This window comes from Stenotrophomonas sp. GW821-FHT02D01 (genome assembly GCF_059421765.1).
The window spans coordinates 69,605-87,890 of sequence record NZ_JBWKVP010000005.1 but is presented as its reverse complement, the minus strand read 5'-3'; the positions used below and the strand labels follow the sequence as shown (position 1 = coordinate 87,890).

Annotated in this window: 14 protein-coding genes; 8 read left to right on the top strand and 6 right to left on the bottom strand. The window is 68.2% G+C overall.

Annotated features, from left to right (window positions below; genetic code table 11):
• Positions 1–49: 49 nt before the first annotated feature.
• Both AC07UW_RS11970 and AC07UW_RS11965 read right to left on the bottom strand, forming a co-directional pair.
• Positions 50–715, bottom strand: a complete 666-nt coding sequence (locus tag AC07UW_RS11970) for a hypothetical protein (protein ID WP_223497413.1) — start codon at positions 713–715, stop codon at positions 50–52.
• 37 nt (positions 716–752) lie between these two features.
• A complete protein-coding gene (locus AC07UW_RS11965) occupies positions 753–1,268 on the bottom strand; it encodes a hypothetical protein (RefSeq protein ID WP_495212126.1) in 516 nt (171 codons plus the stop codon).
• Positions 1,269–1,508: 240 nt separating this feature from the next.
• On the opposite strand from AC07UW_RS11965, the gene AC07UW_RS11960 reads away from it, so the two are divergent.
• From AC07UW_RS11960 to AC07UW_RS11945, 4 genes are all read left to right on the top strand, one after another.
• Entirely contained in the window at positions 1,509–2,651 is a 1,143-nt protein-coding gene (locus tag AC07UW_RS11960) for a hypothetical protein (RefSeq protein WP_495212125.1), read from the top strand.
• 79 nt (positions 2,652–2,730) lie between these two features.
• Positions 2,731–5,220 carry a DEAD/DEAH box helicase gene (locus AC07UW_RS11955; RefSeq protein WP_495212124.1) on the top strand — a complete coding sequence of 830 codons (2,490 nt, stop codon included), beginning with the start codon at positions 2,731–2,733 and terminating at the stop codon, positions 5,218–5,220.
• Complete coding sequence (locus AC07UW_RS11950; RefSeq protein WP_223497409.1) at positions 5,217–6,236, top strand: ribonuclease H-like domain-containing protein; 1,020 nt, start codon at positions 5,217–5,219, stop codon at positions 6,234–6,236. Before AC07UW_RS11955 ends, AC07UW_RS11950 begins: the two co-directional genes overlap by 4 nt.
• Positions 6,237–6,325: 89 nt before the next feature.
• Complete coding sequence (locus AC07UW_RS11945; RefSeq protein ID WP_025876032.1) at positions 6,326–6,649, top strand: I78 family peptidase inhibitor; 324 nt, start codon at positions 6,326–6,328, stop codon at positions 6,647–6,649.
• 85 nt (positions 6,650–6,734) lie between these two features.
• On the opposite strand, the gene AC07UW_RS11940 is transcribed toward AC07UW_RS11945, so the two are convergent.
• Together AC07UW_RS11940 and AC07UW_RS11935 are read right to left on the bottom strand one after the other, a co-directional pair.
• Positions 6,735–8,678, bottom strand: a complete 1,944-nt coding sequence (locus tag AC07UW_RS11940; protein WP_495212123.1) for a M56 family metallopeptidase — start codon at positions 8,676–8,678, stop codon at positions 6,735–6,737.
• Between the two features lie 3 nt (positions 8,679–8,681).
• A complete protein-coding gene (locus AC07UW_RS11935; protein WP_495212122.1) occupies positions 8,682–9,068 on the bottom strand; it encodes a BlaI/MecI/CopY family transcriptional regulator in 387 nt (128 codons plus the stop codon).
• 229 nt (positions 9,069–9,297) lie between these two features.
• On the opposite strand from AC07UW_RS11935, the gene AC07UW_RS11930 reads away from it, so the two are divergent.
• Positions 9,298–10,377 carry a serine hydrolase domain-containing protein gene (locus AC07UW_RS11930; RefSeq protein ID WP_495212121.1) on the top strand — a complete coding sequence of 360 codons (1,080 nt, stop codon included), beginning with the start codon at positions 9,298–9,300 and terminating at the stop codon, positions 10,375–10,377.
• Here the strand turns inward: AC07UW_RS11930 and AC07UW_RS11925 are convergent.
• Entirely contained in the window at positions 10,374–11,492 is a 1,119-nt protein-coding gene (locus AC07UW_RS11925; protein WP_495212120.1) for an SDR family oxidoreductase, read from the bottom strand. The two genes, AC07UW_RS11930 and AC07UW_RS11925, sit on opposite strands and share 4 nt — an antisense overlap.
• Before the next feature lie 217 nt (positions 11,493–11,709).
• Here AC07UW_RS11925 and AC07UW_RS11920 point away from each other — a divergent pair, with 217 nt between their 5' ends.
• Positions 11,710–12,018, top strand: coding sequence for a putative periplasmic lipoprotein (locus AC07UW_RS11920; RefSeq protein WP_223497405.1), 309 nt, complete (start codon positions 11,710–11,712; stop codon positions 12,016–12,018).
• A gap of 3 nt (positions 12,019–12,021) precedes the next feature.
• Here AC07UW_RS11920 and AC07UW_RS11915 read toward each other — a convergent pair whose 3' ends face one another.
• Positions 12,022–13,080, bottom strand: coding sequence for a DNA topoisomerase IB (locus AC07UW_RS11915; protein ID WP_495212119.1), 1,059 nt, complete (start codon positions 13,078–13,080; stop codon positions 12,022–12,024).
• Between the two features lie 116 nt (positions 13,081–13,196).
• Here AC07UW_RS11915 and AC07UW_RS11910 point away from each other — a divergent pair, with 116 nt between their 5' ends.
• Together AC07UW_RS11910 and gltB are read left to right on the top strand one after the other, a co-directional pair.
• Positions 13,197–13,586, top strand: coding sequence for an I78 family peptidase inhibitor (locus tag AC07UW_RS11910; protein ID WP_223497403.1), 390 nt, complete (start codon positions 13,197–13,199; stop codon positions 13,584–13,586).
• A gap of 173 nt (positions 13,587–13,759) precedes the next feature.
• On the top strand, positions 13,760–18,214 hold the full coding sequence (gltB, locus tag AC07UW_RS11905; protein WP_495212118.1) for a glutamate synthase large subunit: 4,455 nt from the start codon (positions 13,760–13,762) through the stop codon (positions 18,212–18,214).
• The last annotated feature ends 72 nt before the right edge of the window (positions 18,215–18,286 follow it).

The window sequence follows — 18,286 nt, the reverse complement described above, 5'->3', positions numbered from 1 at the left end:
TTGGCTGGCGCCGGGCCGTCCGCGCGCTTCATCCAGGCATGGCCTGGCTCTACTTGCGCCGATACACACCGTTGAAGCGCACGTTCATGCCGCCGCACTCGCTGTTGTCGGCCACGATCAGCACATCGCCCAGCAGCTGCGCGTGCACCGTGCAGGTATCCTCCACGAAGTCGACCTGGGCACCACGTGGTACTGCCTGCGCGCTTACCGCGCCGATGTTCGGGCCGCCCGGGCGTTCTGCCGGCGTCGGGTTGGCCGAGGGCCAGTAGGCATCGCCTTCCACCTGCAGCTGGCCGTCACGCACGCGGATGCGCAGGCCGTTGTCACTGTCCTTCCAGTCTCCGGACCAGGCCTGCAGCGTCGGTGCGGGCACCGGCACCACCTGCAGCTTGCTGCGATCCACCCAGCCTGCGCTGCCACCCACCTTGTTCGGGAAGAAGGCGCAGCGGTAACCGCCAAGATCGCGCCCGGTCACCACCGTATCGCCACTCACCACGTAGCTGCGCTGGCGGCAGGCGGGTTCGCCCTTGGCCGGGCAGCCGTCCATGTCGCCCAGCAGGTACAGGCGCGGCGTGCCCACCACCTTGGCCAGGGCAAAGCCCGATTGTTCCGAAGGGAACGCGCCATTGCGGCACGAACCGCCATCGGTCAGGTCGCTGGCGAACGCGGCAAGCGGGCTCAGCGTTGCAAGCAGAAACAAGGTACGCAGCGGCATCCAGGCAGCCTCGAAGGGAAGACCCGCAGGATAACGCCTACTTCTCCGGCGGCGCGCCGCAACCGTCCTGCTGGGCGCAGAACTGCAGCGCACGTCGTTGCTGCTCGGCGCTCAGTTCCGGTGGCGGCCGCGCGATGGCCGACTGGATCTGGTCCGGGCCGCCGGTGATCTTGTTCAGGCCCTTGGCCGCGGCCATCACGCCCTTGACCACGCCCATCATGATGTAACCGCCGCCCATGCTGACCTGCTCGGGCGACGGCGGCTCACTCCAGTCGCGGCTGAAGCGGTTGTTCTCGGCCTTCAGCGGATTCTTGAAGCGGTACAGGTCCAGCGGCTGGTCGTCTTCGGGCTTGAGCGCACGCACTTCGCCCAGCGTGGTAACGGTGTCCTGCGGCAGGGTGCTGGAAACCGGCGTGGTTGCCGCCGGTGCGTCTGCAGGGGCTGCAGGGGCAGGATCGGGCACTGCGACCGGCGCCTGCTGCGCCTGCGCGATGCCGGCCAGCAGCAGGCCGGCCAGAAGTGCTCCCTGCGTTGCGCGTTTTGCCACAGCCATCCGCCTTTGCCTGTTGCGTCCAAGTGTCGAGGATACGGATGCGGGCTTCAGATTTCGTTGGCAACCACGTGGGCGTTCAGGCTGTGTCCCGCATCACCGGACCCGGCCGACGCGCCGAAGTTTGCAACAATCGTCATTCCCATCAGGACGCTGGGCCGACAAGCTGCGGTATTTCCCAATTCCGCTGTCGACCATGGCACCGCCCTCCACCTCCACGTCGCTGCAGCGGTTCGGCCGCTGATGTCCCGCGCTGCGCTGCTGGTCGTACTCGCATTGCTGCTGGCGATGATCGTTGCCGCCGTTGCCGAATGGACGTCCCGCGTCCGCACCGGATTGGCCTCGCTGCGCCGGAGCAGCGCACTGCGAACGCTGGATGCCGATGAACACGCGGCGCTGGCAACGGTGCGCGCACTGACCGGCTGCATCCATGACGACCAGGTGCAGGTACTGCGCGGAAAGTTCACCGCAGGCTCCGTCAGCCGCCACTACCCGGTCTGCGACGGCCTGCTGGGTGGCATTCCCGTGCTGCTGCCGCGGCAGGCATGCCCACACCTTGCCGCGGACAATGACGCCGAAGTGGTGCTGGGCGAACGCTGGGCCGTTGTGGTGCGTCTCAATGGATTCCATGTGGCCGCAATGCGACCGGTTGCAGCCGCCAGCCGGATCCGGGGCGAGCGTCTGGAGACACCGGAAGAAGTCGCGATGCGACGCGGACCCGGATTGCGCCCGTCCGCGCTGTTGATCGCGGTACTGGCGCTATGGGCCGCTGCCGATGCGTCCGGCCTGCTCTGCCTGCCCCTGCCGCGTGATGTCAGCTACCTGTCAGGAGTGCCCCTGCTCGCCATTGCCGGCCTGGGTTTCTGGCTGGGTCGACCGCGCCGCAGTGGCCCTGCGACGGCACAGTGCGTGCTGCAGGTGCAGGGGCGCCTGCGCGCGTACCAGCGGAACGGACAGACATCGCAGGCGTGGCTGCTGGGCAAGGACCTGCGCGTGCAGCTTCCATGGGAGTGGGTGAACGTCGCGGGATTTTCCACGGGGCGCTCGATGCGCCTGGATGTACGCGCCTGTGATGGCAAGGTGCTGGCCGCGGGACCAGGATGGTGCCTGGCCAGCGACCGGCTGCGCTACCCGGCCAGCGGGGGGTTCTGGCACCTGGCCTGGCTCGGCCTGCTGCTGCTTTTACAAGTGCTCGGCGTCATCTGGTTGCCCCTGCCGCAGCGGCCGGACCTGGGCTGGCCGGGCGTATTCCATTGGCAGCTGTTCGCGCTGTTGGCGGCGGGCTGGCACGTGCTGATGCTCGTCGTGTGTGTTCGTCGGTCCGTCGGCCGCACTGCCGCACTTGGCGCGGCGCTCAAGGCGCGCCCGGCCCCCGGCACTGAATGATTCACGCCATCCCGTCGCGGCGTCTCACATGCTGAGATCCATCTGTGTTGCCATGTGAACCCCTGAAAATCGACTTCCCATGGCCTACGAACTCGCCAAGCGCACCGCCGATGCGGAGCAGCAGCTCGCCACCCGTGATGGCCTGCCCGCACGCGATGGCGCACTGCTCAGTGCACGCCTGCAGCGCCGCTACCAGGACCGCATCACCGGCAGCTTCGCCATTCCCGGCCGCGAAGGCCGCTACGCGCCGATTCCCGATTCCGTGCCACCCGCCCTGGCTGCAGCACTGAAGGCACGTGGCATCGAACAGCTCTACAGCCACCAGGCAGAGGCCTGGGAGGCCAGCCAGCGTGGCGAGCACGTGGCCATCGTCACCCCCACTGCCAGCGGCAAGTCGCTGTGCTACACCCTGCCGGTGGTCAGCGCCGCCATGCAGGACAAGGCCAAGGCGCTGTACCTGTTCCCGACCAAGGCACTGGCCCAGGACCAGGTGGCCGAACTGCTGGAGCTCAACCGCGCCGGCGACCTCGGGGTGAAGGCCTTCACCTTCGACGGCGACACCCCGGGTGACGCGCGGCAGGCGATCCGTCTGCATGGCGACATCGTGGTCTCCAACCCGGACATGCTGCACCAGGCGATCCTGCCGCATCACACCAAGTGGGCGCAGTTCTTCGAGAACCTGCGCTACATCGTCATCGACGAAGTGCACACCTATCGCGGCGTGTTCGGCAGCCATGTCACCAACGTGCTGCGCCGGCTCAAGCGCATCTGCGCGTTCTACGGGGTGCAACCGCAGTTCATCCTGTGCTCGGCCACCATCGGCAACCCGCAGGCGCATGCCGAGGCGCTGATCGAGGCACCGGTCACCGCCATCACCGAATCCGGTGCACCCAGCGGGCCGAAGCAGGTGCTGCTGTGGAACCCACCGGTGATCAACCCCGACCTGGGCCTGCGTGCCTCGGCGCGCTCGCAGAGCAACCGCATCGCCCGCATCGCGATCAAGTCCGGCCTGAAGACGCTGGTGTTCGCGCAGACCCGGCTGATGGTGGAGGTGCTGACCAAGTACCTGAAGGACATCTTCGACCACGACCCACGCAAGCCACCACGCATCCGCGCCTACCGCGGCGGTTACCTGCCCACCGAGCGCCGCGAGACCGAGCGTGCGATGCGGGCGGGCAACATCGACGGCATCGTCAGCACCTCGGCGCTGGAACTGGGCGTGGATATCGGCAGCCTGGACGTGGTGATCCTCAACGGTTATCCCGGCAGCGTGGCTGCCACCTGGCAACGCTTCGGCCGCGCCGGACGCCGCCAGCAGCCAGCACTCGGAGTGATGGTGGCCAGTTCGCAGCCGCTGGACCAGTACGTGGTGCGCCATCCGGACTTCTTCGCCGAGGCGTCGCCGGAACACGCACGCATCGCGCCCGACCAGCCGTTGATCCTGTTCGATCACATCCGCTGCGCGGCGTTCGAACTGCCGTTCCGGGTCGGCGATGGCTTCGGCCCGATCGATCCGGAGGTGTTCCTTGAAGCACTGGCCGAAACCGAAGTGATCCACCGCGAAGGCGAACGCTGGGAGTGGATCGCCGACAGCTATCCGGCCAACGCAGTCAGCCTGCGCGCCGTGGCCGATGGCAACTTCGTCGTCGTCGACCGCAGCGATGGCCGCCAGCAGATCATCGCCGAGGTGGACTACTCCGCTGCCGCGCTGACCCTGTACGAGGGCGCCATCCACATGGTGCAGTCCACGCCCTACCAGGTGGAAACGCTGGACTGGGAAGGCCGCAAGGCCTATGTCACCCGCACCCACGTGGACTACTACACCGACAGCATCGACTTCACCAAGCTCAAAGTGCTGGACCGTTTCGATGGCGGCGTGGCTGGCCGTGGTGATTCGCACCATGGCGAAGTGCACGTGGTGCGCCGCGTGGCCGGTTACAAGAAGATCCGCTACTACACTCACGAGAACATCGGCTACGGCCCGGTCAACCTGCCCGACCAGGAACTGCACACCACTGCGGTGTGGTGGCAGCTGCCACAGGCGCTGCTGCTGCGCGCCTTCGCCAGCAAGCAGGATGCGCTGGATGGTTTCCTTGGCGCCGCCTATGCGCTGCACATCGTTGCCACGGTGGCGGTGATGGCCGATGCGCGCGACCTGCAGAAGTCGGTGGGCAACGGCGATGGCACCTGGATCGCAATTGCCGACCAGAGCGGGCGCGGCCAGCTGCGGGGCAGCGATGGCGAGCTTGGCGCGGTGGAACTGCTGCAGGAATTCGTGCCGACCGTATACCTGTACGACAACTTCCCCGGTGGTGTCGGTCTGAGCGAGCCGCTGTGGCAGCGCCAGGCCGAGCTGGTGCAGCGCGCGCGCGAACTGGTGCAGCGCTGCGACTGCAAGGCGGGTTGCCCCGCCTGCGTCGGCCCGGTGCTGGCCGCGCAGGAACAGGATGAAACATCGCCGCGTGCTCTGGCGCTGCGCGTGCTCGACCTGTTCGATGCGCAGGCCTGCCAGCATGTGGCCGATGTGGTGGTGAGCACGCGCGACCCGATGGAGCTGATCGCTCCGTGAGCCTGAGCCTGGACAAGCTGCGCCTGCTGCGGAAGCAGGCGGGTGACCCGAAAGCAGCCACGCCTGCCGCGCCGACGCAGCAGACGCCGCCGGCACTGATGGCCGCCAACGATGCGCGGCAGCCACCGGCCGAGCGTTCGGTGTTTGCCTGGGTGGAACAGGAGATCCGCCACAAGCCGACCGGCACCGCCACCACCACGCCTGCGCCGGCAACACTGCGACGGCCCGAGGTCGGCAGCCTGCATCGCCTGCTCGGCATGCGCTCGCGGGGTGGCCCTGCGCCGGCACGCGCCAGCGCGCAGGATCGCCAACTGCCCGGCAACGAGATTGCGCCCGGCCTGTTCCTGATCGAGTCACTGCTGCCGCAGCCGATTCCCGCCATGCCGCTGTCGCTGGCCTTCGCCAAGCGCGAGGGTGAGCACGTGGCTGCGCGCGACCTGCTGTTCTTCGATACCGAGACCACCGGCCTGGCCGGCGGCACCGGCACCCGCGCCTTCATGATCGGCGCCGCCGACTGGCATGTGTGCCCGCAGCGTGGCGAAGGCCTGCGCATCCGCCAGCTGCTGATGTCGACGATGGCTGCCGAGGAGGAGATGCTGGCCGCTTTCGCCAGCTGGCTGCAGCCGCATACCGTGTTCTGCAGCTACAACGGCCGCAGCTACGACGCCCCTCTGCTGAAGACGCGCTATCGGCTGGCCCGCCAGGCCGATCCCATCACCGCGCTGGACCATGTCGACCTGCTGTATCCCACTCGCCGCCGTTACCGCGGTACGTGGGAGAACTGCAAGCTGTCCACCATCGAGCGGCAACTGCTGCGCGTGGTGCGCGAAGATGACCTGCCCGGCTCGGAAGCCCCCGCCGCATGGCTGCGTTACCTGCGTGGCGGTGATGCGGTGAATCTGCGCCGGGTGGCCGACCACAACCACCAGGACGTGGTGACCCTGGCCCTGCTGCTGCAGCGGTTGGTGCGGGAAGAGCAGCGCGAACGGGAGACCCTGGCGCTGGTAAGCGGATGAACGGAGAGGGCGGATCCAGGCCGCGTTGACATCACTGACACAGGGCTCGGCGACACTGCCGCTACTGAACACCACCCAGGAGTACTGCCATGCGTCGATCCCCCCTGTTGCTGCTTGCGGCCATCCTGCCGCTGGCCGCCTGCAGCCATGCCGGTGGCAACGCCTCCGCCGATGCCGGCAGCCTGCCGGCCAAGGTGTCCGATGGTCCGCAGGAGTGCCGCCCCGAGGCGCTGGACGCATTCACCGGCAAGACCGCCGACGAAGCGACGATCAAGAAGCTGGTGGCCGACAGTGGCGCGCGCAACGCACGCGTGGTCAAACCGGGGATGGCGGTGACCATGGACTTCCGCCAGGACCGGGTGACCGTGCAGGTGGACGCACAGAACCGTATCGAGCGCGCCAGCTGCGGCTGATGGGGTAGCGCCGGGCCCTGCCCGGCGGATTCCATTCGCATACGCGCCGCTGCGGGCGCCGGGCATGGCCCGGCGCTCCGCTCTGTCAGAGCCGCTCGGCCTTGCCACTGGCCAGCGCACGCGCGATGACCTGCTCTGCCTGCTTCGCTGCCTGTGCCTGCAGCCGTGCCTGACGCTCACCCAACGCGGCCTGTTGACTGCCCAGTGCCGCCTGCTGGCTTCCCAGCGCGGCCTGCTGGCTGGCGAGTCGGCTCATCTCGCGGCTACGCTCGGACTGCAGCGCCTGGCTGCGGGCAACCTGTGATGCGCGCTGTGCTTCGGCCGCAGCCTTGCGTGCAATCGCCGCATCATCCACCGCGCCGCGTGTAGCCCACGCCGCTTCGGCTGCCGCTTCGCGATTGATGTCGCGATCGTTGATCGCACTGCGTGCAGCCCGTGCGGCGGCGAGGGCGATCTCACGCGCCTCTTCGCCCTGCAGCCTGCCCAGCTCGCCCTGCTCGCGGCCGAGCTGGCCCTGCTGACGACCCAGCACACTCTGCTGGCGCCCCAGTTCACTCTGCTGGCGGCTCAGGTCGACGGCGCCGGCATAGGCACGCTGCAACGACTGGATCAGCATCGGATCGCGCACGACGTAGCGCTTGTCGCCCTGGCGGAACCACAGGGCGGGGCCGTCACCAAGCCGGCTGCGCGCCTGCATCACATCGTCCATGCCGGCATTGGCGAACGCCTGGCCGTGATCGACGAGGACGAAGGCCTGCTGTGGCGGCGTACCCAGATCCAGCTGGCCATGGGTGACGATGGTGGTCTGCGAGTGCGCATGGGTGCCTGCGTCCTGCTCCTCGTCTTCATTGACGTCGGCAGGTTCCTCAGGCTCGGCGGGTTCTGCCGGCTCGACCCAGTCGGCCGGCTCTGCCGGTACCGCTGCGGCAGGCGGCGCTGCCGGTGCCGGGGGTGCTGCGGGCGGCGACGGCGGCGCTGGCACAGCGCGCGGCGGTGCCGGCGGTGCAGGCGGGACCGGCGCGGCCACCAGCCGCATCGGCGCCACACCCACGGCCAATACAACCAGCGTCAAGCCGACGGCCAGCAGGCGTGGGCACGCCCGATGCGACTGCAGCGACAGCAGGCGGCGCTTGAGGCTGGTGGTGCTGGGCGCTGCGCTGGCCACGCCGAGGTGTGGCTGCGGCGCCACACCCAGCTGCAGCAGCAACCGGCCATAGGCATGGCGGCTGGCACCGTGCTGGCCGACCACCGCCGCATCCACGGCTTCCTCGCGGGCCTGGGCGTATTCGCGCACGGCCAGGCGCAGCAGCGGATGGAAGAAGAACAGGTGCTGGGCCAAGGCAGGCAGCAGCCCCCACTGCAGGTCACGACGCTGCAGGTGTTGCAGCTCGTGGGTCAGCGCCAGGTCCAGCGCATCGCCCTGCAGCGCGTTCATTCCCGCCGGCAGCAGCAGCACCGGACGGAACGGCCCGACCAGCTGCGGTGCGTCCACCTGGTCGCTCATCCACAGGCGCGGCGCGCGGCGCAGGCCGTGCGCATCCGAGGCCAGCTGCAGCGCCTGCACCAGCGCCTGGTCCTCGCACGGATACGACGCCGCCAGCAGCGCACGGCAACGGCGCCATTCGCCGAAGGTCCGCAACGCCATCAGCAGTACACCGGACATCCACAGCGCGGCCAGGGCCACTGCCCACCAGGCCACCGGGGTGCTGCCGACATCACCCATCGGCGTGTTCGCCAGCAGGTGCGCCGATGCCTCCGGTGCCATCGTATATATCGCGTCCGCCGCAAGATCCACGGTCGTCATGGCCACCGCATCGGGTGCGGGCAACCAGGCCAGCTGCAGCGGTTGGCTCCACAACAGACCGACCACCGCCTGCAGCGACACCAGCCACCACAACCGGCAACGGGTGGCCGCCGACAGTGCCGGCAGCGCGCGGCACAGCAGGTACACCAGCGCCACCAGCAGCACGGTCTGCAGGCTCGTCCAGCCCAGCCGTTCCAGCATCGGAATCAACATCGAGGTATCCATGGCTCAGTCCTCCTGGCGACGCGATTGCAGTTCGGCCACCAGCGCTTCCAGTTCGGCCAGTTCGTTGTCGCTGACCTTCTGCCGCTGCGACAGGTACGCCACGAATGGCGACACCGAGCCCTGCAGCGTGTTGTCGACGAACTGGGCAACGGCGCCCTGCAGCACGCTCTCCGGGCCACGGGTGGGCTGGTAACGGTAGACACCCTGCTGCTGCCCGCGCTGCAGGTAACCCTTGGCGCGCAGGCGCTCCATCATCGTCAACACCGTGGACCGGGCCAGTCCGCGCGGTTCGCCATAGCCGCTGGCGACCTCGCCGACGCTGGCCGGTGCCTGCTCATCCACATACTGCAGCAGGGCCAGTTCCTGGTCCCCGATGGTCTTGCCACGCATGACAACACTCCCTTGACTACACGTGTCGCTACTGTTGCCATGACGACACCTGTAGTCAACCCCCCGGAAGTCCTGGGCCGACGAACGGTAGGGCGCGCAGCCGGCTTAAACCTTTTACGCCGGGCGCGCATCCGACCCATGGCCTGTCGCCTGCGGCAGCCGTCATCGCCGCCGATCTTTCCGCCCTCCGGGAACCCGCATGCCTCGCCAGACGCTACGAACCCTGCTCATGATCATCAGCCTGCTGCCCTTCGCCGCCGTCTCCGCCAACCAGGACCAGGCCAACGACCAGACCCGTCGTTTCATCCGCCAGACCATGCAGGAACAGCGCATCCCGGGCCTGCAGATCGCGGTGGTCAAGGATGGCCAGGTGGTGCTGTCGGAAACCTATGGGCTGGCCAACGTCGAGAACGGCGTGGTCGCCACCCGCAGCACCCGGTTCCCGCTCAACTCGGCCACCAAATCCTTCACCGGCGTCGCTCTGGCGCAGCTGGCACAGGACGGGCGAGTGGATCTGGACGCGCCCATCGCGCGCTATCTCGACGACCTGCCCGAAAGCTGGCGGGCAGTGCGGGTGCGCCAGCTGCTCGCCCACACCTCCGGCCTGCCCGACATCCTCGATGCAGAGGGATTGCTGGGTGGGGGTTCGGAACAGGACGCATGGCAGGCGGTCCGCGCGCTGCCGGCAGAGGCCAGGGCCGGCGAGCGTTTCCAGTACAACCAGACCAACTACCTGCTGCTGGCGCGGATCATCGCGCGGCAATCCGGCATGCCCTACGAACGCTTCCTGGCCACCGGCCAGTTCTCCACCGCGCGCATGGCACGCACCACCTTTGGCGACAGCTACGACCTGATCCCGGATGTGGCGACGATGTACAGCTACCTGCCACGCGCCACCGATGCAAAGGATGCAACGCCGCGCCTGTCGCACTGGTTCTACGACATGCCGCCCAGCCTGTGGGCCGGCGGCGGCATCCTCACCACGGCCGATGACACCGCGCGCTGGTTGGCTGCATTGCAGGAGGGACGCCTGCTGGAGCAGCGCGCGGTGCAGCAGATGTGGACGGCCGAGCGCCTCAACGACGGCAGCGCCGGTGACTGGGCCGCAGGCTGGCCGGTGTTCAACACCGCACCCGATCTGCAGGTGGGTGGCATGGGCGGTGCGCGCTCAGCCTTCATCGTCTATCCCGAGCGCGAACTCGCCGTTGTCGTGCTGACCAATCTGGTCGGCGCCAATCCGCAGCAGTTCATACCGCGCATCGCCGGCTTCTACACTGCCGCGCCCAAGGGCGTTGCCGCCGCGCGCTAGCCGCGCGGCCCGCCCATCACCGGCAGGATCACCCCGCTGATGTAGCTGGCGCAGGCCGGCGAGGCCAGGAACACATAGGCCGGCGACAGTTCTTCGGGCTGTGCCGGCCGGCCCATGTCACTGTCCTTGCCGAACTCGGCCACATCCTTCGCCTGCTTGTCGGCCGGGTTCAACGGCGTCCACACCGGCCCCGGCGCCACACAGTTGACCCGGATGCCGCGCGGCAGCAACTGGCTGGCCAGCGCCTTGGTGAACGCATGGATCGCGCCCTTGGTAGCCGAGTAATCGATCAGTGCCTTGCTGCCGAACAGGCCGGTTTCCGAGCCGGTGTTGATGATGCTGGCGCCCTCGCCCAGGTGTGGCAGCACTGCGCGTGCCATCTGGATGTAACCGCCGATGTTGGTCTGCAGGGTTTCCTGCAGGTGCGCGTCTTCCAGGTCTTCCAGGCGCTCGCAGTGCAGCTGGAACGCCGCGTTGTTGACCAGGATGTCGATGCCACCAAACGCCTTGGCCACCTGTTTCACTGCCTTGTTGCAGAAGCGCGGGTCGCGCACGTCGCCGGCGATCACCACGCAGCGGCCGCCCTCTTTTTCCACGTGCTGACGCGTCAACTCGGCGTCCTTGGCTTCGTCCAGATGCAGCACGGCAACGTCGGCGCCTTCGCGGGCGAACAGTACCGCCACCGCACGGCCGATGCCGGAATCACCACCGGTGACGATGGCTCGCATCCCTTGCAGCTTGCCGCTGCCGACGTAATCCGGCGCGAGGAAGCGCGGCGCCAGTTCCAGTGCGTGCTCATGGCCGGGCTTGGCCAGATGCTGCGCCGGCATCTTCTCCGGCTGATGGCGCGGTCCGGCCTGGGTGGCGGTCTTCTTTTTTGCCGCCTTCTTCGCTACGCGTACATCCTTCGCCTTTTCCTGGTCCTGCAGGCGCCGCTGCCGTGCTGCGACACGCGCCGCGCGCGGATCGGAAGCGGCGGCCTTGCGGGTGGCGGTCTTCACCACGCGCGGGCGCTCGGCCGTGGTGGCTTCGGCGGCGGCGGGCGCTGCCTGGGTGCCTTTGCGTACCTTCGGCGATGCCTTGCGGCGGGCGGGGGTCTTCTTGGTGGTGGCCATGCAGGTCTCCTCGGGAGGATGGGGGTTGCCGGCCAGCGGCCGGCACTACCGGGGCGCGTGCGCCGCAGTACCGGGGGCGGCGTGCGCCGCTCGTGCAGTGTCTCCACGCAGGCTGTTGGCGGCAGTGAGCGCGTTGTGTCCATCGCGTGCACGGCATTCATTCCGCCACCACGCGTGTCGTCGCACCCTGCAGGCCACAACACGAGGAACGCCCCCCATGAAACATGTCATTGCCACCGCCGCCGTCTGCTTCGCCCTCGCCGCCTGCAGCAGCAGCCCCGTCGCCCAGATCCAGCCCATCGATGGCGTGATTTCCGGCCAGTGCCATTCCGATATGGTGCGCGGCGCGGTGGGCCTGGCGGCATCGGATGCGACCGTCGAGCGCGCCCGCGTCGACAGCGACAGCCTGCACGTGCAGGTGCTGCGTCACGACGGTCCGCGTGTGCCGCCCGCCAGCGAAGGCGGTGAACGACTCACCATCGAGAAGGGCCGCACCAACAACATCACTGCCATCTACTGCGGCTGACCGTTACGACGCGCCGGCGCGCTTGGCCAAGCGGCGCGCGCGGCGCAGGACCTTCAATGTCGCCTGCTCCCACTGCCGCGGGCCGCGCAGGCCCGCCAGTGCAGTCAGCTCGCCCCTTTCCCAACCGGCAAACACGCACGGATCGATGTAGGCCTTGCGGCATACCGCTGGCGTATTGCCCAGCCGCGCAGCCACTTGGCACACCACCTCGCGTTGCGCCTTGGCCAGCGCGCGCTGGCTGGCCGGTTCTGGCAGCTCGGTGGCGGCGAAGGTCTGCACGGCCGCCAGCGTTCCGCCCCAGGTACGGAAGTCCTTGGCGGTGAAGTCTTCGCCCATCACTTCGCGCAGGTAGTCGTTCACCGCTCCTGAATCCACCGGCTGCACGACACCCTCGTCGTCGCGGTACTGGAACAGCGCCTGCCCCGGCAGCTGCTGCACGCCGCGCACCAGAGCGCCGAGCTTGCGGTCGCCCACTGTCACCTCATGCAGTTGTCCTGATTTGCCCCGGAAACGCATCCGCACGCGGCCGCCCCGCAACAGGTCCAGGTGCCGGTTACGCAGGGTGGTCAGGCCGTAGGATTTGTTTTCCTTGGCATAGGTCTCGTTGCCCACCCGCACCAGCGTGTCGGCCAGCAGCGCCACCACCACCGCGAGTACCTTCTCACGGGGGAAGCCACTGCGCTTGAGGTCGCGGCTGAGCCGCCGGCGCAGGCTCGGCAACCCTTCCCCGAAGGCGATGGTGCGGTCGAACTTGCCCGCATCGCGAACGGCCGCCCAATCGGGGTGGTAGCGGTACTGCTTTCGCCCCCGTGCGTCGCGGCCGGTCGCCTGCAGATGGCCGTTGGCATGCGCGCAGATCCACACGGCGGTGTAGGCCGGGGGCACGGCCAGCGAACGGATGCGCTGCAGCGTGGCGGCATCGCGCACGGCGTGCCCATCGGCATCGCGATAGGAGAAGCCTTTACCGGCGCGGACGCGGCTGAAACCAGGCTGGGTGTCATCGACGTAGCGCAGACCGGCGGCGCGCGCGGCGGTGCGTTCGGGTGTGGAGGTTGCTGGCATGCCTGCAGTCTGCCGATCGGCGCGGCGTGGCCACGTCAATAACGCAAGACAAACACGTGAGGGCGGGTTCGCCGCTATGCTCGGCCTTTCACCGTCCCTTCCATTCCGGAGTCATGATGTCGTTCCCGATCCGCGCCCGTTCCCTCTCCGCCCTGCTGCTGCCGGCCGTGCTGGCCCTGACCGCCTGCCAGGCGCCGTCGCTGGATGAGCAGGATTCGGCCACCGCCCACGCACAGCAGGCCGCCGAAGCCGCCAAGGCCCCGGCCGACGAAGCCGGCAAGGCCACCGAAGCACCGCCGGTCGGCAACTGTGACGCCAGCCAGGTGCAGAGCCTGGTCGGACAGCCCTATACCGAAACGCTCGGCAAGCAGGCCCAGGAAGATGCCGCGGCCAAGCAGCTGCGCGTGCTGCACCCCAATGACGTCACCACGATGGAGTTCCTGGGCGACCGCCTGAACATCGAAGTGGACGCAAAGGACGTGGTCAGCGGCGTCCGCTGCGGCTGAGGAACCCCGCGCCGGCAAAGCGTTTGCCGGCGCTTTGGTTGCGCCTGCAACCGTGTATTGCGGCGTTGCAGCAACCTGTGATCTAGTCGAGGCATCCGGTGGCCTCATGATGCGCTCCAAGGATTGGGCGGGCAGGAGTGTCCCCGTTCATTTCAATCTGCATCGAGGTAGAGATGGCCCCCCGCAACCGCCAAGGGCTTTACGACCCGCGCTCCGAGCGCGATGCCTGTGGATTTGGCATGGTCGCCCAGCTCGACGACCAGCCTTCGCGCCTGCTGGTGGATACCGCCATCGCTGCGCTCTCGCGCATGACCCACCGTGGTGGTGTCGCCGCCGATGGGCTCACCGGCGATGGCTGTGGCCTGCTGCTGCGCCGCCCCGATGCCTTCCTGAAACTGCTGGCCAGTGAAGCCGGCATCGCCGTCGGCGCGCGCTTCACTGCGGGCCTGGTGTTCCTGCCGCACGATGCCGACGCCGCGCAGGCCTGCCGCGTACAGCTGCAGCAGCAGATCGAGGCGGTCGGCTGCAAGGTGGCCGGCTGGCGCGAAGTCCCCACCGACGACAGCGTCTGCGGCCAACTGGCACGCGACACTCTGCCGCGCATCGAGCAGGTGTTCGTCGATGCCGGCGTCGGCCAGGATGACGCCGGCTTCGGCCTGGCCCTGTTCCTGGCCCGCCGCCGCAGCGAACAGCAGCTGCGCGCGCACGCCGACTACTACGTCACCACGCTCAGCCCCAACGCCATCAGCTATAAGGGCATGGTGCTGCCGGACAAGCTCAGCCGCTTCTTCCCGGACCTGCAGCGGCGCGAACTGGCCTCCAGCGCCATCGTGTTCCACCAGCGCTTCTCCACCAATACGCTGCCGCGCTGGCCGCTGGCGCACCCGTTCCGGATGCTCGCCCACAACGGCGAGATCAACACCATCGAAGGCAACCGGCGCTGGGCACAGGCGCGCAGCAAGGTGTGGAAGACACCCCGTTTCGACATCGGCGAGTTCGACCCGGTCATCTCCATGCACGGCTCCGATTCGCAGAGCCTGGACAACATGCTGGAACTGATGGTGTCCGCCGGCATGGAGCTGATCCAGGCGCTGCGCATCCTGGTGCCGCCGGCAACGCAGTCGCTGGAGTTCAAGGACCCGGACCTGGCCGCGTTCTACGAGTTCCACGGCCTCAACAGCGAACCCTGGGACGGCCCGGCCGGCATCGTCGCCTGCGACAGCCGCTACGCGGTGTGCACCCTCGACCGCAACGGCCTGCGCCCGGCGCGCTGGATGCTGACCGCTGATCGCCACTTCCTGGTCGCCTCTGAAGCAGGCGTCTGGGAAGTACCGACCGAGCGCGTGGTGCGCAAGGGCAAGCTCGGCCCGGGCGAGATGATCGCCATCGACCTCAAGCGCGGTGACCTGCTCGATTCGGAGGCCATCGACCGCATCAACCGCGGCCGTGCACCGTACAAGCAGTGGCTGCAGCAGGGCGTCACCTACCTGCAGACCGAACTGATCGATCCGTCGCTGGTGGAAGAGCCGTTCGACGAAGGCACGCTGCGCAGTTACCACAAGCTGTACCAGCTCAGCAGCGAGGAAGTGGAACAGGTGCTGCGGCCGCTGGCCGAGACCGAGCAGGAAGCCACCGGCTCGATGGGCGATGACACGCCGATGGCCGTGCTCAGCCAGCGCAGCCGTCCGCTGTACGACTATTTCCGCCAGGCCTTCGCGCAGGTCACCAACCCGCCGATCGACCCGCTGCGCGAAGACTGCGCGATGTCCCTGTCCACCCAGCTCGGCAAGGAGACCAACATCTTCCATGCCGGCCCGGAGACGGTGAACCACGTCATCCTCAACTCGCCGGTGCTGAGCCAGCGCAAGCTGCGCCAGCTGCTGAAGATGGACCAGTACGTGCAGGCCAACCGCCTGCTCGACCTGTCCTACAGCGAAGAGGAAGGCCTGCGTGCGGGCATTGAACGCATCTGCGTCGAGGCCGAACAGGCTGCGCGCGACGGCATGGTGATGCTGCTGCTGTCCGACCGCTACCCGGTGGCCGGGCGGCCGATGGTGCATGCGCTGCTGGCCACCAGCGCCATCCACCACCACCTGTCACGGCTGGGCCTGCGCTGCGACGTCAACCTGATCGTCGAGACCGGCACCGCGCGCGATGCGCACCACATGGCCTGCCTGCTCGGCTTCGGTGCCACGGCGGTGTATCCGTACCTGGCCTACCAGACCCTGTTCGACCTCGGCCGACGCGGCATCCTCAAGCTCAGCAAGGGCGGTGAGCAGTCGCAGATCGGCCGCCGCTACCGCAAGGGCATCTACAAGGGCCTGTCCAAGATCATCTCGAAGATGGGCATCTGTACCGTGGCCAGCTACCGCGGTGCGCAGCTGTTCGAGATCATCGGCCTGGAGCCGGAGGTCGTGGACCTGTGCTTCCCCGATACCGCGTCGCGCATCGGTGGCGCCGGCTTCGCGCGCCTGGATGCCGACGCGCGCGAACTGTGCGCGCAGGCCTGGGACGCCCAGCAGGGCGTGGATGTCGGCGGCCTGCTGAAGTACGTGCACGGCGGCGAGTACCACATGTACAACCCGGACGTGGTGACCACCCTGCAGCGCGCAGCGCGCAGCGGTGACCCGCGCGCGTGGCAGCAGTACTGCGATGCCGTGCATGCGCGCCCGCCGTCGGCGCTGCGCGATCTGCTGCAGCTGGTGCCGGCGGCAACGCCGACACCGCTGGACGAAGTGGCACCCGCCAGCGATCTGTTCCCGCGTTTCGATACCGCCGCGATCAGCCTCGGTGCGCTCTCTCCCGAGGCGCATGAAGCGCTGGCCATTGCGATGAACCGCCTCGGCGGCCGCAGCAATTCCGGCGAAGGTGGCGAAGACCCGGCGCGCTATGGCACCGACAAGCGCAGCAAGATCAAACAGGTGGCCTCGGGCCGCTTCGGCGTCACCGCCGAATACCTGGTCAATGCTGAAGTGCTGCAGATCAAGGTTGCGCAGGGCGCCAAGCCCGGCGAAGGCGGCCAGCTGCCCGGGCACAAGGTCAATGAACTGATCGCACGCCTGCGCTATGCCAGGCCGGGCATCGGCCTGATCTCGCCGCCGCCGCACCACGACATCTACTCCATCGAAGACCTGGCGCAGCTGATCTACGACCTCAAGCAGGTCAACCCGACCGCGCTGGTGTCGGTGAAGCTGGTCAGCCATGCCGGCGTCGGCACGATCGCGGCGGGCGTGGTCAAGGCCGGTGCTGACCTGATCACCATTTCCGGCCATGACGGCGGTACCGGTGCTTCGCCGGTCAGCTCGATCCGCTACGCCGGCGTGCCGTGGGAACTGGGCATCGCCGAGGCGCACCAGGCGCTGGTGGCCAACGACCTGCGCGGGCGCACCCTGCTGCAGACCGATGGCGGCCTGAAGACCGGCCTGGACGTGGTCAAGGCTGCGCTGCTGGGCGCGGACAGCTTCGGCTTCGGCACCGCGCCGATGATCGTGCTGGGCTGCAAGTACCTGCGCATCTGCCACCTCAACAACTGCGCCACCGGCGTCGCCACCCAGGACGAGCGCCTGCGCGAGAACCACTTCACCGGCCAACCCGAGCGCGTGGAGAACTTCTTCCGCCTGCTGGCCGAGGAAGTACGCGGCTGGCTGTCGGTACTGGGCGCACGTTCGCTGCAGGAAATCGTCGGCCGCACCGACCTGCTGCGCCAGCTGGAGGTCTCGCCGCGCGAGGACGTGCGCGTGGACCTGTCGCGGCTGCTGGCCGACGCCAGTTACCCAGGCAGCCACTGCGCCGCACAGCGCCTGTATGAATCTCCGGACAGCCTGGCCACGCAGATGGACGGCCTGCTGGCCGAGGCCATCGAACACAAGCGCGGTGGCGAGCATCGCTTCCTGATCCACAACACCGACCGCAGCATCGGCACTCGCCTGGCCGGCGCCGTGGCGCGCGCGCACGGCAACCAGGGCATGGCCGAATCGCCGCTGGAACTGCGCTTCCGCGGCAGCGCCGGGCAGAGCTTCGGCGCCTTCAACGTCGGCGGCCTGCACCTGGAAGTGGAAGGTGAAGCCAACGACTACGTCGGCAAGGGCATGGCCGGTGGCCGCCTGGTGGTGCGTCCGCCGCGTGGCGCACGCTTCGAGGCGCGCAGCACCGCCATCATCGGCAACACCTGCCTGTATGGCGCAACCGGTGGCGAGCTGTTCGCCGCTGGCCGTGCCGGTGAACGATTCGCCGTGCGCAACTCCGGCGCACTGGCGGTAGTGGAAGGCGCAGGCGATCACTGCTGCGAGTACATGACCGACGGCGTGGTGCTGGTGCTGGGCAAGGTCGGCCTGAACTTCGGTGCCGGCTTCACCGGTGGCCTGGCCTACGTGCTGGACGTGGACCGCGATTTCGTCGACCGCTACAACCACGAGCTGATCGACATCCATCGCGTCTCCGCCGAAGGGTTCGAGAACTACCGCCAGCACCTGCACCGCCTGATCGGCCGTCATCGCGAATTGACCGGCAGCATCTGGGCGCAGCAGATCATGGACGAGTTCCGCGATTACATCGGCAAGTTCTGGCTGGTCAAACCCAAGGCCGCCAGCATCGAGTCGCTGACCGAAACCCTGCGCCGCGCGGCGTGACACACCGCACGTGACGGATGCGCCGCATGCACTGGGCGCACCGGCTTCCCCACCGCTGTAGTGCCGGCCGTT